Genomic DNA, 13712 nt, shown 5'->3' on the forward strand with positions numbered 1-13712 from the left:
ACCTATGAAGTTATCAAAATATCTAAGTATTGCCATACTTTTATTGAGTGTTTCTACTGCCTTTGCGCAACAGTTACCTCAGTTTACGCAATATATGTTTAACACCATATCTATAAACCCTGCTTATGCTGGTAGTAGAGAAACATTAAGTATTGTAGGTTTACATAGAAGTCAGTGGGTTGGCTTAGAAGGCGGACCGGAAACACAAACTTTATCGGTACATACTCCCTTAAGAAACGAAAATATGGGTTTGGGTATTTCCTTTATCAATGATAAACTAGGCTATGAAAACTTCTCATACCTGTATGCAGATTACTCTTATACCATTAAAACAAGTGAAAATACAAAGCTTGCTTTTGGATTAAAAGCGGGTATGACACATTACACTTTAGATGAAACCTTATTAAACGATCCTTCTGTCGTAAACGATCCGTTTTTTAATGATGTATCTAACCGTTGGAGCCCAAATGTTGGTGCTGGTTTATATTTACATTCGCAAAAATGGTATCTTGGATTATCTACTCCAAGAATATTAAATACAGATTACAACAAAGGTAAAAATGGTACATTAGACTATGTGGCACTAGAACGTGTTAGTTACTATTTTACTGGTGGTTATGTTTTTAACCTTAGCGAAAATACAAAGTTAAAACCTTCCGCATTATTAAAAGCTACAAATGGCGCACCCTTATCTTTCGATATTTCTGCAAACTTTTTATTTTATGAGAAATTTTGGGCTGGAGCAGCTTATAGAGCCAATGAGCATGCCGCTGCAATTGGCGGTATAGCAGATTTTCAAATTTCTAAACAAATGAGAATTGGTTATGCTTATGAATATCCTATTTCTGATATAGCACCCTATACTAGTGGTACACACGAAGTATTATTAATGTTTGAAGTCTTTAAAAGTAAACGTGTTAAATCGCCAAGATATTTCTAAAAAGAACGTATTATGAAAATCAAAATATTAACGCTTGTTTTAATTTTAAGCTCTTCGTTGTCTTTTACTCAGACGAAATTAGCCGATAAGTTTTTTGATAATTATGGTTATCTAAAAGCCATAGAGTTATATGAAAAAGTAGTTGAAAAAGGTAAAGCTGATACACATGTCTTAACCCGACTTGGTGATGCCTATTACAATAATTCTAATTCTGAAAAAGCGGCTTATTGGTATGAAAAAGCATTAAGCGAAAACAAAGATGTTGAAGCTGAATACATTTATAAATATATACAATCGCTTAGAAGTATTGGAGACTATAAAAAAGCAGATATCTGGTTTAAAAAACTAAGTGAAGCGCAACAAGGAGATAGTAGATTAAAAGGCTATAATCCTGATGATGTTAGTATTTTTGATAAATTAACTTCAAAAAATGAAGATCGTGTTGTGACACTCGAAAACTTATCATTCAATTCTGAAAAGTCAGATTTTGGATCATTCTTGCATGATAATACCCTTTACTTTGCCTCTGCTCGTGGCGATGAAAAAAAAGTATACAATTGGAATAAAGAACCTTTCCTAGATCTATTTCAATTGGAAGTAAAACAAGAAGAAAATGGAATGGAATCTTATAGCTCACCAATAAAACTGGCAGGTGAAGATGTCAATTCAATTTATCATGAAGCTTCAGTTGCAATTACAAACGATGGAAAAACGATGTATTTTACAAGAGACAACGTTAATGACCGAAACAGATTAAAATACGATAAAGAAGGTACAACGCATCTCAAAATATATACCGCTACATTAAAAGGTAAAGCATGGACCAATGTAACTGAATTACCATTTAATGATGATGTTTTTTCAACAGGCCATCCTACATTAAGCCCAGATAACAAAACACTTTTCTTTGTTTCTGATCGCGATGGAGGTATTGGACAAACTGATATTTATTCTGTAAAAATTAATGATGATGGTTCATATGGAGAACCAAAAAATTTAGGAGACAAAATAAATACTGAGGGCCGAGAAATGTTTCCTTTTGTTGCCAAAGACAGTACGTTTTATTTTTCTTCAGATGGTCACCTTAACTTAGGATTACTAGATGTTTTTAAATCAAACATCTTAAAAGAAGAGCCTACAACTCCAGAAAACTTAGGTGCACCTTTTAATAGTGGTTATGATGATTTTGCTTATTTTATTAATAGCGAAACCCAAAAAGGATATATTTCTTCTAATAGACCTGAAGGAAAAGGAGGTGACGATATATATAGCTTTAATATTGAAGAATGTAACCAACAAATTACAGGTATTGCAAAAGAACACAGAACTGAAATTATTTTAGCAGATGTAACTGTACAACTTATTGACGAAACTGGTAAAATAATTGAAGAAGTCCTTACAGCAGAAGATGGAGCCTATACTTTTGACGTAAAATGTAGTAAAACATATACTATTCTTGGTACTAAACCAGATTATAAAGAAGACAAAAAAACCGTTACTACAGCTAATGAAGACAAAAAAGTTAATACTGTAGATTTAGTATTACAACCTTTAATTTTAGACAGCCAGATTATTATAAACCCAATATTCTTTGATTACGATAAATCTGATATTAGAACAGATGCACAATACGAATTGGAAAATATTGTAGATGTGCTACGTAAGCATCCAGAAATGATTATTAAAATTGAATCTCATACAGATAGTAGAGGTCGTGATAAATACAATTTAAAATTATCAGACAGACGTGCAAAATCTACTGCAAAATATATTATATCTAGAGGTATTGATGCTAATAGAATAGAAAGCGCTAGAGGTTATGGTGAGACCCGTCTTTTAAATAAATGTGCCAACGGAGTGAAATGCTCTGAGGAAGAACACCAAGTTAACAGACGTTCTTATTTCTATATTATAGATTCTGAAAAAAAATAATATTACATTCCCAAACTAAATGTAAACTAAGATGAAGAGCAAGCTTGTAATGAGCTTGCTTTTTTATTATTTATTTTTTAAGCTTAAAAAAAAATTAAAGATGGTAACTTCGTTATACTAAACGTTGACATATTACCATATGAAATATCCTTTGCTATCAATACTGCTTTTATTACAGCTTTCTATACATTCTCAAACACTAAAAGGGCATGTTTTAAATAGCATTACTGATGAAAAATTAGCATATGTAAACCTTGTTATTAAAGACAAAAAAATTGGTGTTTACAGTAATGAAAATGGTGTTTACAATTTAGATTTAACTAAAACAACTACTAAAGATACCTTAGTCGCTTCTTTAATTGGTTATGAAAGTAAAAAGATTAGCCTTTCGCGTTTTATTAAACCAAATGAATATACCTTAAATTTTCAATTGGTTCCAAAGGTGGAGTCTTTAGATGAAATATTAATAGTTGGTAAGATAAAAACATATAGCAACAACAAAACTCAACTTTCGTCTGGAAATAGGAAACAAGTTTTTCCGGTTTCTATTCCTTTTGGTTATGAAACAGCTATTTTAATAGACAACCCAAAACATAAAAAAGGAAAGCTAGTAGAATTGCATTTAAAATATAAAGATTCTAATAACGATAATTATGAAACATATCAAACCTACTACAGATTAGCATTTTATAACATAGATGATTTAGGGTTTCCTGGTGAGCTTTTACATTTTGAAAATATAATTATAAAGCCAAAGAACGATACGAAGAATTATAAACTATCTTTTGAAGACAAAAGCATTCCTTTTACTGAAAAAGGAATTTTTGTAGGTATAGCAACTGTTCAACCTGGTTATATTGAAATAAAAAACACAATGTATTTAACAACACCTAGTCTCTTACATACGCATACAAAAAACATACAAAAATATACACGTTTTAGATCTAATGATTGGTCAAAAAATTCTAGAAAGTCGGTGTTAAAAAAAAAGTTATATGCTGTGCCTTTTATTAAAGCTACAGTCGTTTATGAAAAAACATAAGTATTGTAAATAGCAACGTGAGTTTAATACAATCTATCGCTTGATAAACATATTAGTAAAATACCATTTTCCATTTTCGTCTTGTTCAGCAGAAACATCAAAATCAGTATAATCACCTTTAATATTATCTCTGTGTCCAGGACTATTTAACCAAGCATTTACTACAGACTCTGCAGAATTAAAACCATAAGCAACATTTTCTGAAACCAAATTAGCACTTGCATAAGCTTGTAAGCTCTGTTGTCTTAAAAAGAAATTATCATGAGATACATGATCTACTTCTATCATATATTCTGTATGCGTAGAAGCTACCGCTTTTACAGTATCATGATTTTGCAAAGAGTTTAATCCTTCATTAATTCTATAAGCATTAATAAGCTCCATAATTTCTATTTCTATTAATTTGGCTTGCGGAGCAACAGGAACTTCAATCGTATTAACAGCATTATCCTCCATTGTATCTGTAGAACAAGAAGTAAAGCTAAAAATTACAATTATAGCCAATAAAGGCAGGAGTTTAAAAGCTTTCATAATGTAGGTTATTTAGGTTTGGGATTACTAAATTAACCACACAGCTGAGTCAAACTGTTAATGAAATGTTAAAATCGACAAACAACGTGTCGTTTGTCGATTTTTATTGTAAAACATCGACGAAATGCACTTTAAAAATCAAAAATTACGCATTTGACCGTCAAGAAGCAACCGTTAGTCGATTATTTTAAATATTAAACTAAGGAGCTAAACGTTCCTTTTTCCAATTAAAATCATTTTGAAGTTGGTAACGAATTCTATCGTGCAATCGGTTAGGCCTGCCTTGCCAAAACTCTAGTTCTACGGGTTTAATTATAAAGCCGCCCCAATTTTTAGGGCGCTCAATTTCTTTACCTTCAAACTTAGATTCTAATGCTTTTAGCTTATTTTCAAGTTCGGCTCTATCTTTAACAACTTCACTTTGATTAGAAACTATAGCACCTAATTGACTACCTCTTGGTCGTGATTCAAAATAACCATCACTTAGATTTTCTGAGATTTTTTCGGCTTTACCTTTTATAATAATTTGTCGTTCTGCAGAATGCCAAAAGAAGGATAAACAAACATTAGGGTTTTCTATAATGGCTTTTCCTTTTTCACTATTGTAATTGGTATAGAATATAAAACCTTCGTGCGTATATTTTTTAAGTAGCACTACTCTACTTTTTGGATAACCATCTAAACCTAGTGTAGAAATTGTCATAGCATTAGCTTCTTCAATATCAAAATGTGTATCAACTTCTACAAACCAATCTCTAAACAATTCAATTGGATTTTCTGGAACGTTATCTAACAACAATTCTCCTTTTTCGTAAGATTTTCTATAATTGCCTAAGTCTGCATTCATTACGTTTTTATTTTAATTTTTCTTCTTCTATTATTTTTTACACCGCAATTTTCCCTATAAATTTAAGGATTAAATTACAAAAATGAAGTTTGAAGACAGTAAATATTCTACGCAAATAGAATATAGAAAAGAAGTATTTTCTTTTGGCACAATATACGTAACAGAACATTTTTTATTATCTGAATTTAACGAAGGTATACATGTTGATTACAATATCGCTAGTGAGTTAATTTCTAGATTTAGTAACTTTATATCTAAAGGTGTTAAAATAGGCTATATCGCTAACCGTTACAACTCGTATTCTTTTGACCCACAACTTTGGGTAGATTTTAATAAGGACTATGATGCCTTTATTGCATCTGCTATTGTCACTTACACAAACTTTAGCTACCTCAATGCGTCTTTAGAAAAAAAATTTTTTAATAAAAGTTTAAAACGCTGTAAAAATATAGAAGAGGCTATAGAGTGGATTATGAATTTAGAGGAATTTAAGACTCGTGTTAATCAAAATTAAATGTTTTACCATCTTTAGCTAGTAATACATTATCAAAAATAGTTTTTGCTTCGGCTTTAAACTCATTATAACCACTGTAACGCGTAGAATAATGTCCCAGTATTAAAGTCTCTACATTTGCTTTTTTAGCAATAGTAGCAGCATGTTTTGCAGTACTGTGTTTTGTAGGTATACAGAGCGATTCGTTTTTGTCTAAAAAAGTAGATTCGTGATATAAAACTGTTGCGTCTTTAATTATGGGAATCATCTCTTCATTATAAACAGTATCACTGCAATAAGCATAGCTTTTAGCTAAAATGGGATCTTTTGTTACTTTTTCGTTAGCAATTAAAACACCATCTTCATTAACAACATCATATCCTTGTTTTAATTTTCTAAAATATGCTGTATCAATATTAGCTTCGTATACTAAATTAATATCTAGTTTACGTTCATTTTTTTTCTCTTTAAATAGAAATCCATTGGTATAAATTCTATGTTTTAGAGGAATCGTATAAACTTCTACTTTATCATCTTCAAAAATTAATTCTGAGACTTTTGAACTTAATTCATGAAAGACAAGTGGGTACTTTGTCCAACCTCCAGATAATTTCATTTGAAGTAATATGACTTCCTTTAATCCTTCTGGCCCATAAATATGAAGTTCTGTTTCGCGTGTTAAAAGACTAAAGGTATTAACCAATCCAATTAATCCAAAATAATGATCTCCGTGAAGATGCGAAATAAAAATATGCTTAATCCTTGAAAATTTAACCCTATTTCGTCGCAACTCTACTTGTGTACCTTCTCCACAATCAATTAAAAACATATGATTTTTAATTTCTAAAACCTGAGATGTTGGATTGGTATTAGTTCGTGGCGTCGCACTGTGACAGCCTAGGATTGTTAATTTCATTAATTAATAAGTTGCTTGTTGTTAAGTTGTTGAATTATTAAAATAAGCGATAACAACTAAACAACTGTACGTTTTTTAGATTCCTAAATCACGTTCAATATCTTCCATTTCAATAATATCATATGCTTCTTGCATTGTTGGTACTACAACAATTTCATCTGGCATTTGATCTAAATCTACTTTTTCAGAAACTACTACAAAACTCTTTTTATCGGCTCTGTGGTTATTACTTAAACGTAAAAATTCTATAATTTCTTCTAAAGACACCTTGTCTAAACTTGATAATCTAACTATAAGATGATAGTTTTTATACTTATCATAAGCTTTTTCTATATTACTAACCAAGGTTTTAGTTGAAGCTTTTTCTTGTGTTATTATGGTAACACTACCATCTCTATCTATAATCATAATTTATTGTTTTATTTTAGACGCTAAAAGATAAATCACTGCCATCCTAACCGCTACTCCATTTTCTACTTGATTTAAAATAATAGCTTGTTTAGAATCTGCAACATCACTTGTAATTTCTACTCCTCTGTTTATTGGTCCAGGGTGCATAATTACAATCTCTTTATCTAAGCTGTCTAATAGTTCTTTATTAACTCCAAATTGTTGTGTATATTCTCTTGTAGAAGGAAAATAACTAATATCCATACGTTCGTTCTGTACACGTAGCATATTAGCAACATCGCACCACTCTAACGCTTTTTTAAGGTTGGTTTCTACTTTAACACCTAAATCTTTTATATATTTTGGAAGCAAGGTTTTTGGACCACACACCATAACATTGGCTCCTTGTAATTGTAAGGCATAAATGTTTGAAAGCGCGACACGACTATGTAAAATATCGCCAACGATAACCACATTCTTACCTTTAACACTTCCTAATTTTTCTCTAATTGAATACGAATCTAATAAGGCTTGTGTAGGATGCTCATGTGCTCCATCTCCTGCATTAATAATACTAGCGTTAACATGTTTAGATAAAAACACACCTGCTCCAGGATTGGGATGACGCATTACTACCATATCTACTTTCATTGAAAGTATATTATTAACTGTATCTATAAGTGTTTCTCCTTTTTTAACTGAAGATTGCGAAGCTGAAAAATTAATAACATCTGCCGACAATCGTTTTTCGGCCAACTCAAAAGACAATTTTGTTCGTGTTGAATTTTCAAAAAACAGATTCGCAATAGTAATATCTCTAAGTGATGGTACCTTTTTAATGGGTCTATTTATAACCTCTTTAAACTGATCTGCAGTTTCAAAAATAAGGTCTATATCTTCTTTGGTAAGATATTTAATTCCTAATAAGTGATTGACACTTAATTCGCTCATTTTGTTTTGCTTTATTTAGCTTTTGGCTATTAGCTTTTGGCCTTTAGCGCTTCATTTTTATTTTTCAACTTCAACTTCAACTTCAACTTCAACTTCAAGTTCGAGTTCAACTTCAAGTTCAATTTCGAGTTCGAGTTCATCTTCTTACTTATCTACCAAATAAACAGCATCTTCTCCTTCATTTTCAACCCATTTCACTATAACTTTCTGATTATCGATTGCATCCACTTGACGTCCTCTGTAATTAGGTTGAATTGGTAAATGTCTACTAAACCTCCTATCGATTAAGGTTAATAACTCAATATCTTTAGGTCTACCAAAAGATTGAATTGCTGTTAATGCCGACCTGATACTTCGTCCTGTATATAAAACATCATCAATAAAGACGACATTTTTATCTTCGACTATAAAATCTATTTTGGTTGTGTTAGCTTCTAGTGGTTTGTCTCCTCTTCTAAAATCGTCTCTAAAAAACGTGATATCTAAATGTCCTAATTGAATATTCTTAATCTTATAATCGTCAGTGAGTAGCTGTGCTAAACGATCTGCTAAAAATTTTCCTCGTGGTTGAAGACCAATTAATACAGTTTCAGAAAAATCATCATGATTTTCAATGAGTTGACAAGCCAATCTATGAAGGGTAATATTGACTTCTTTTGAGTTAAGTAGTACTTTGTGACTCATATCGTTTCCAAACGTTGTTGGCTTACAAAGTTAGGATAAATTATTTTGTTGACAATACTTTTTTCTTGCAAAGGCAGTGTGCTGTATAGACAAGCAAACTATGGTATAAAAAAAGCCTCTCGAAAAAATCGAGAGGCTTTAAATTATAGATTAATGAGATTCCTTTTTTCAAAGGAATTGGGATTATTTCTTCCCGTCCATTTTATCTTTAAGCGCTTGTAAAGCATCATTTGCATCACCTAAAGTTGGCTTAGCTTCTGCCGCTTGAGCTTCCTGTTTTCTAACAGCTTGCTTAACGATTTTAGCTTCTTCTTCTCTAAATACTGCTGTATGAGATGCTACAACACGTTTGAATTCTTTATTAAATTCAATGATCTTGAATTCTGCTTCTTCACCTTTAGCAAGTTTAGAACCATCTTCTTTCTCTAAGTGACGTGCTGGTACAAAGGCAACGATATCTTCGTTAAAATCAATTGTTGCTCCTTTATCTACCATCTCTGTGATAGCTGCTTTATGTACAGTATCTAATGCAAACTCAGTTTCGTACTTGTCCCAAGGGTTTTCAGTAGTTTGTTTATGACCTAAAGATAATTTACGTCCGTCTACATCTAACTCTAATACAACTACGTCTAAAGTATCACCTACGTTACAGAACTCAGATGGGTGCTTAATTTTCTTAGTCCAAGATAAATCTGAGATATAAATTAATCCGTCGATACCTTCTTCTAATTCAACAAAAACACCAAAGTTTGTAAAGTTACGTACAATACCTGTGTGTTTAGAACCTACAGGATACTTAGTTGTGATGTCAGTCCATGGATCTGGTGTTAATTGCTTAATACCAAGAGACATTTTTCTGTCTTCTCTATCTAAAGTTAAGATAACAGCATCAATTTCATCTCCAACAGATACGAAATCTTGAGCAGAACGTAAATGCGTAGACCAAGACATTTCACTTACGTGAACTAATCCTTCTACACCTTCTTCTACTTCAACAAAAGCACCGTAATCAGCGATTACAACAACTTTACCTTTTACTTTATCTCCAACTTTTACATTTTCACCTAAAGCTTCCCAAGGGTGCTTAGATAATTGTTTAAGACCTAATTGGATTCTTGATTTGTTTTCATCAAAATCAAGGATTACAACATTTAATTTCTGATCTAACTCAACAATCTCATTTGGATGGTTGATACGAGACCAAGATAAATCTGTAATATGAACTAAACCATCTACACCACCTAAATCGATAAACACACCATAAGAAGTAATATTTTTTACAATACCTTCTAATACTTGTCCTTTTTCTAGTTGACCAATGATTTCTTTCTTTTGTTCTTCAATATCTGCTTCAATTAAAGCTTTATGAGAAACTACTATGTTTTTGAATTCGTGGTTGATTTTCACAACTTTAAATTCCATAGTTTTATTTACATACTGATCATAATCTCTAATAGGCTTCACATCGATTTGAGAACCTGGTAAGAAAGCTTCTATACCAAATACGTCTACAATCATACCACCTTTAGTTCTACATTTTACAAAACCGTTAACGATTTCGCCAGTATCGTGTGCATTATTTACACGATCCCATGCTTTGATTACTCTCGCTTTTCTGTGAGATAATACTAATTGACCCGTTGCATCTTCACGCACATCAATTAATACTTCAACTTTGTCACCAACAGCTAAGTTAGGGTTGTAACGGAACTCATTAAGAGAAATTACACCTTCAGACTTTGCGTTAATGTCAATAATTGCATCACGATCTGTGATTGTAATTACAGTACCTTCTACTACTTCGTCATCTAAAGTGTCAACGAAATTTTCTGATACTAATTTTTCAAACTCTTCTAATTTAGTGTCTGCAACCTGCTCAATTCCTTCTTCGTAATTGTGCCAATCGAACTCTTTTAAGAATTTTTCTGGGTTTGCTTGAGCTTCAGAGATTACTGGAGCTTGAACTGCTTCAGTTGCTTCAACCTCAGCTTGATTTGTTTCTTTTTCAGACATGTGCTGAATTAAAATTTGTATTCTGTATACTTTGAAAGATTAGCGAAAATCTACAGAAGTTATTATTAAATTTGTTTTGTTCCCTTTCCTTACTTTCTTAACATCGCTAAAAAGGAGTGCAAAAGTACTATATATTATTCTGAAAACCAAACACTAATAATGTGACTTTATTTTAAGTCTCGTGTCTTATATAATAGTATATCATAATGATGCTTAGAAACACAAAAAAATGGCACATAATTTGGTATATTTACAATACTATTAACAATTAAAAACTTAAAACAATGGTTAAAGCAAAATATCAAGGTGTATTAGACTTAGGCGAAAAATTAAATATCCAAAACGGAGATGTTAGTGAAAAAGATGGAGTACTACAAGTAAAAGGTACTGCAGCGACACAATACGAAAAAAACTTAATTTGGGATAAAATTAAAGAAATAGGAGGTGTTGATCCTTCTGACATTATGGCCGACATAAAAGTAGCAGATGAATCTGTTTATGCAAGACATACAGTTGCTTCTGGTGAAACTTTAGGTAAAATTGCAAAGCATTATTATGGTGATGCTATGAAATACAAAGAAATCTTTGCTGCTAATTCTGATTTACTTAAGAATCCAGATGTAATTCATCCTGATCAGGAGTTAATTATTCCTAATTTGTAATAGGACTGATAGATTAGATAAAAAAGCGATAAACTAAATATTTATCGCTTTTTTGTTATCTTAGATTCCTTAATTATAATGACAAATGAAATCTGCTAAAGCTATTTTTTTAAGTTTAATCTTATTAATAAATGCTCTATCATGTGATTCTTCTAGTGATGAACTCAATAATAGCACAACCGATGATTATAACAATAGAATAGCATTAATGCAGTTTGACCACAACAACAATATAACGAACGACCTTAAACCCATAGAGTTAGATAAAACAAACCAAACTTTTACCGATAAGTCAAATAATAATCTTTTTGGATATGCAACTCCTTCAGGAACGTCAATCTATAAAAATGACGAATATATTAATCTATTCTCATCTGCCGATTTAGAGATTTACTATGGTATTCTTAAATGTAATTTTGAAACAAATACTATTGATATGGTTACGATTAACTCTACAACGATCAATAGGAATATGGTAATATTAGGAACGGTAGATTAGTTATTTTATTACTGTATTAAATCATTTGCCAAACCAACAATAGTCTCCAGCTGCTCTTCTATGGTCAAATCAGAGTTATCAATTTCAATGGCATCCTCTGCTTTTACTAAAGGAGAATCTTCTCGTGTAGAATCTATATGGTCTCTAGTGGTTACATTTTCTAAAACATCTTCATAACTCAATTCATGGCCACGATCTGTTAATTCTTTATAACGTCGTTTGGCTCTAGTTTCTGCAGAAGCGGTCATAAATATTTTTAATTCGGCATCAGGAAAAACAACGGTTCCAATATCGCGTCCATCCATAACAATACCTTTATCTTTTCCCATGAGCTGCTGTTGTTCTACCAATTTTCGTCGTACAGCAGATAAAGTAGCTACAGGGCTTACAAATTTAGAAACTTTAAGTGTTCTAATATCAGCTTCAATATTTTTACCATTTAAATAGACTTCGGCAAAACCAGCTGCCTTATTAAATTTAAAAGTAATACTAATATCTCCTAGCCTATTTATTAACTCTTTTTCTTTAAAAAAATCGTCTCCGATATACTCATGCTCTAAAGCAAAGTAAGTTACAGCTCTATACATAGCTCCTGTATCTACGTAAATATAATTTAGTTTTTTTGCTAATTGTTTAGCAACAGTACTTTTTCCTGTTGATGAAAAGCCATCTATAGCAATAACAATCTTTTTCATTGTTGATTTATTTAATTTATCTTCTTCGACCATCTAAATCTATTTGAAGTCCAAAAAAACTAGTGTTTGAAGCACTTGTATATCTTGCATGCGTATAACTAAAACGCATATTATTTAATTTAATACCAATACCTACTGAGAGGCCAGAAAAATTTCTTTGATCTACAATACGCAATTCTTCTGCTCGTCTAAAGTTATAACCTAATCTAACATTAAAACCTCCTTCGGGAAACAACTCTGCCCCCAATATAAGGTGTCTTAATCCTTTATTTAAAAACCCTACTTTTTCTTGGGTTTGATTGCCATCTAAGTCGGTAGTAGCTCGTGCAGGATTAGAAACTCCAATAGGCCATTTTTGTAAATTCTCTAGGGTTAAATGCCAACGTAGAGGCACGTTTTCTAGGGTTTGAGACATCCCAAAATTAATTTCAAAAGGCAAAGGTTCGTTTTGACCTGCATAAGTTGTAAACTGCGTTCCTATATTTCTAAGCGTTAAAGCGGCATGAAAATCGAGTTTTTCATTAATATACATAGCTCCTAAATCTACCGCACCTCCAATAGAACTGTATTGTTCTAATCCAGAGGTTATAAGCTTTACATTGGCTCCAATATAGATATCTGTATACGGAATATTATAATTATAACCTGCAGATAATGCTGCCTCATTTCCTTTAAAAGTTCCTGTTGAATTACCATCAACATCGTAACCATCAAAAGTGCCATAATTAACATATGTAATACCTGCATGAAAGGTTTGTACGTGTCTGTCCCACGTATAAGCATAAGCTGCTGTTCCGTATGTAATTCCGCCTAAATGGCTAGAAACATTAACAGCTAACTGATTGTGCATTTGGTAATTTATAGAAGCCGGATTGTAAAGTGCTTCTGTAACATCATGATCAAAGTTAGTAATGATTTTTCCACCTAAAGCAGCTTGTCTTGGTGAGGATACTAAATTCAAAAATTGATAAGTGGCCTCACCACCCAATTGCGCGAGCATAGGCAGAGAAGAAAGCATTAAAAATAAGGTAGTAATCCTCTTAATCATAGATTTTGCAAAATAACTAAATCTATCTTAAAACGATGATATGATTTTTTTATTTTTTGAGTGTTGTAG

General features: G+C 31.7%; 15 protein-coding genes. 6 read left to right on the forward strand and 9 right to left on the reverse strand.

Features of this window, described 5'->3' with window-relative positions; genetic code table 11:
* Positions 1–4: 4 nt before the first annotated feature.
* From KO504_RS03735 to KO504_RS03745, 3 genes are all read left to right on the forward strand, one after another.
* Positions 5–940, forward strand: coding sequence for a PorP/SprF family type IX secretion system membrane protein (locus KO504_RS03735; protein WP_215924984.1), 936 nt, complete (start codon positions 5–7; stop codon positions 938–940).
* Positions 941–952: 12 nt separating this feature from the next.
* A complete protein-coding gene (locus KO504_RS03740) occupies positions 953–2872 on the forward strand; it encodes an OmpA family protein (protein WP_215924985.1) in 1920 nt (639 codons plus the stop codon).
* 139 nt (positions 2873–3011) lie between these two features.
* Positions 3012–3914, forward strand: coding sequence for a carboxypeptidase-like regulatory domain-containing protein (locus tag KO504_RS03745; RefSeq protein WP_215924986.1), 903 nt, complete (start codon positions 3012–3014; stop codon positions 3912–3914).
* A gap of 33 nt (positions 3915–3947) precedes the next feature.
* Here KO504_RS03745 and KO504_RS03750 read toward each other — a convergent pair whose 3' ends face one another.
* Both KO504_RS03750 and pdxH read right to left on the reverse strand, forming a co-directional pair.
* Positions 3948–4445: a CAP domain-containing protein gene (locus tag KO504_RS03750; protein WP_215924987.1), complete on the reverse strand. Its 498-nt coding sequence runs from the start codon at positions 4443–4445 to the stop codon at positions 3948–3950.
* A 199-nt stretch (positions 4446–4644) separates the two neighbouring features.
* Positions 4645–5292, reverse strand: a complete 648-nt coding sequence (pdxH, locus tag KO504_RS03755) for a pyridoxamine 5'-phosphate oxidase (RefSeq protein WP_215924988.1) — start codon at positions 5290–5292, stop codon at positions 4645–4647.
* A gap of 82 nt (positions 5293–5374) precedes the next feature.
* Between pdxH and KO504_RS03760 the strand changes: the two genes are divergently transcribed.
* Positions 5375–5806, forward strand: a complete 432-nt coding sequence (locus tag KO504_RS03760) for a hypothetical protein (protein WP_215924989.1) — start codon at positions 5375–5377, stop codon at positions 5804–5806.
* Here KO504_RS03760 and KO504_RS03765 read toward each other — a convergent pair.
* The 5 genes from KO504_RS03765 to rpsA form a co-directional block, all read right to left on the reverse strand.
* Positions 5793–6701, reverse strand: coding sequence for a ribonuclease Z (locus KO504_RS03765; RefSeq protein WP_215924990.1), 909 nt, complete (start codon positions 6699–6701; stop codon positions 5793–5795). The genes KO504_RS03760 and KO504_RS03765 overlap by 14 nt on opposite strands.
* Positions 6702–6776: 75 nt before the next feature.
* On the reverse strand, positions 6777–7109 hold the full coding sequence (locus KO504_RS03770) for a ribonuclease Z (protein ID WP_215924991.1): 333 nt from the start codon (positions 7107–7109) through the stop codon (positions 6777–6779).
* Between the two features lie 3 nt (positions 7110–7112).
* Positions 7113–8042, reverse strand: a complete 930-nt coding sequence (locus KO504_RS03775; RefSeq protein WP_020897911.1) for an aspartate carbamoyltransferase catalytic subunit — start codon at positions 8040–8042, stop codon at positions 7113–7115.
* 144 nt (positions 8043–8186) lie between these two features.
* Positions 8187–8726, reverse strand: coding sequence for a bifunctional pyr operon transcriptional regulator/uracil phosphoribosyltransferase PyrR (pyrR, locus tag KO504_RS03780; RefSeq protein WP_215924992.1), 540 nt, complete (start codon positions 8724–8726; stop codon positions 8187–8189).
* Positions 8727–8909: 183 nt separating this feature from the next.
* Positions 8910–10739 carry a 30S ribosomal protein S1 gene (rpsA, locus tag KO504_RS03785; RefSeq protein ID WP_215924993.1) on the reverse strand — a complete coding sequence of 610 codons (1830 nt, stop codon included), beginning with the start codon at positions 10737–10739 and terminating at the stop codon, positions 8910–8912.
* Positions 10740–11023: 284 nt separating this feature from the next.
* Between rpsA and KO504_RS03790 the strand changes: the two genes are divergently transcribed.
* Positions 11024–11401, forward strand: coding sequence for a LysM peptidoglycan-binding domain-containing protein (locus tag KO504_RS03790; protein WP_215924994.1), 378 nt, complete (start codon positions 11024–11026; stop codon positions 11399–11401).
* A gap of 85 nt (positions 11402–11486) precedes the next feature.
* Entirely contained in the window at positions 11487–11900 is a 414-nt protein-coding gene (locus KO504_RS03795; protein WP_215924995.1) for a hypothetical protein, read from the forward strand.
* 8 nt (positions 11901–11908) lie between these two features.
* On the opposite strand, the gene cmk is transcribed toward KO504_RS03795, so the two are convergent.
* Entirely contained in the window at positions 11909–12595 is a 687-nt protein-coding gene (gene cmk, locus KO504_RS03800; protein WP_215924996.1) for a (d)CMP kinase, read from the reverse strand.
* Positions 12596–12611: 16 nt separating this feature from the next.
* Positions 12612–13643, reverse strand: coding sequence for a type IX secretion system protein PorQ (gene porQ / locus KO504_RS03805; RefSeq protein WP_215924997.1), 1032 nt, complete (start codon positions 13641–13643; stop codon positions 12612–12614).
* Positions 13644–13712 lie beyond the last annotated feature (69 nt).

It is taken from the genome of Winogradskyella psychrotolerans (assembly GCF_018860565.1).
In the GTDB taxonomy this organism is placed as follows: Bacteria; Bacteroidota; Bacteroidia; order Flavobacteriales; family Flavobacteriaceae; genus Winogradskyella; species Winogradskyella damuponensis.

Excerpts from the sequence above, each read along its gene's own strand:
- KO504_RS03735 (WP_215924984.1), top strand. The coding sequence starts at position 5 with ATGAAGTTATCAAAATATCTAAGTATTGCCATACTTTTATTGAGTGTT.
- KO504_RS03740 (WP_215924985.1), top strand. The coding sequence starts at position 953 with ATGAAAATCAAAATATTAACGCTTGTTTTAATTTTAAGCTCTTCGTTG.
- KO504_RS03745 (WP_215924986.1), top strand. The coding sequence starts at position 3,012 with ATGAAATATCCTTTGCTATCAATACTGCTTTTATTACAGCTTTCTATA.
- KO504_RS03750 (WP_215924987.1), bottom strand. The coding sequence starts at position 4,445 with ATGAAAGCTTTTAAACTCCTGCCTTTATTGGCTATAATTGTAATTTTT.
- pdxH (WP_215924988.1), bottom strand. The coding sequence starts at position 5,292 with ATGAATGCAGACTTAGGCAATTATAGAAAATCTTACGAAAAAGGAGAA.
- KO504_RS03760 (WP_215924989.1), top strand. The coding sequence starts at position 5,375 with ATGAAGTTTGAAGACAGTAAATATTCTACGCAAATAGAATATAGAAAA.
- KO504_RS03765 (WP_215924990.1), bottom strand. The coding sequence starts at position 6,701 with ATGAAATTAACAATCCTAGGCTGTCACAGTGCGACGCCACGAACTAAT.
- KO504_RS03770 (WP_215924991.1), bottom strand. The coding sequence starts at position 7,109 with ATGATTATAGATAGAGATGGTAGTGTTACCATAATAACACAAGAAAAA.
- KO504_RS03775 (WP_020897911.1), bottom strand. The coding sequence starts at position 8,042 with ATGAGCGAATTAAGTGTCAATCACTTATTAGGAATTAAATATCTTACC.
- pyrR (WP_215924992.1), bottom strand. The coding sequence starts at position 8,726 with ATGAGTCACAAAGTACTACTTAACTCAAAAGAAGTCAATATTACCCTT.
- rpsA (WP_215924993.1), bottom strand. The coding sequence starts at position 10,739 with ATGTCTGAAAAAGAAACAAATCAAGCTGAGGTTGAAGCAACTGAAGCA.
- KO504_RS03790 (WP_215924994.1), top strand. The coding sequence starts at position 11,024 with ATGGTTAAAGCAAAATATCAAGGTGTATTAGACTTAGGCGAAAAATTA.
- KO504_RS03795 (WP_215924995.1), top strand. The coding sequence starts at position 11,487 with ATGAAATCTGCTAAAGCTATTTTTTTAAGTTTAATCTTATTAATAAAT.
- cmk (WP_215924996.1), bottom strand. The coding sequence starts at position 12,595 with ATGAAAAAGATTGTTATTGCTATAGATGGCTTTTCATCAACAGGAAAA.
- porQ (WP_215924997.1), bottom strand. The coding sequence starts at position 13,643 with ATGATTAAGAGGATTACTACCTTATTTTTAATGCTTTCTTCTCTGCCT.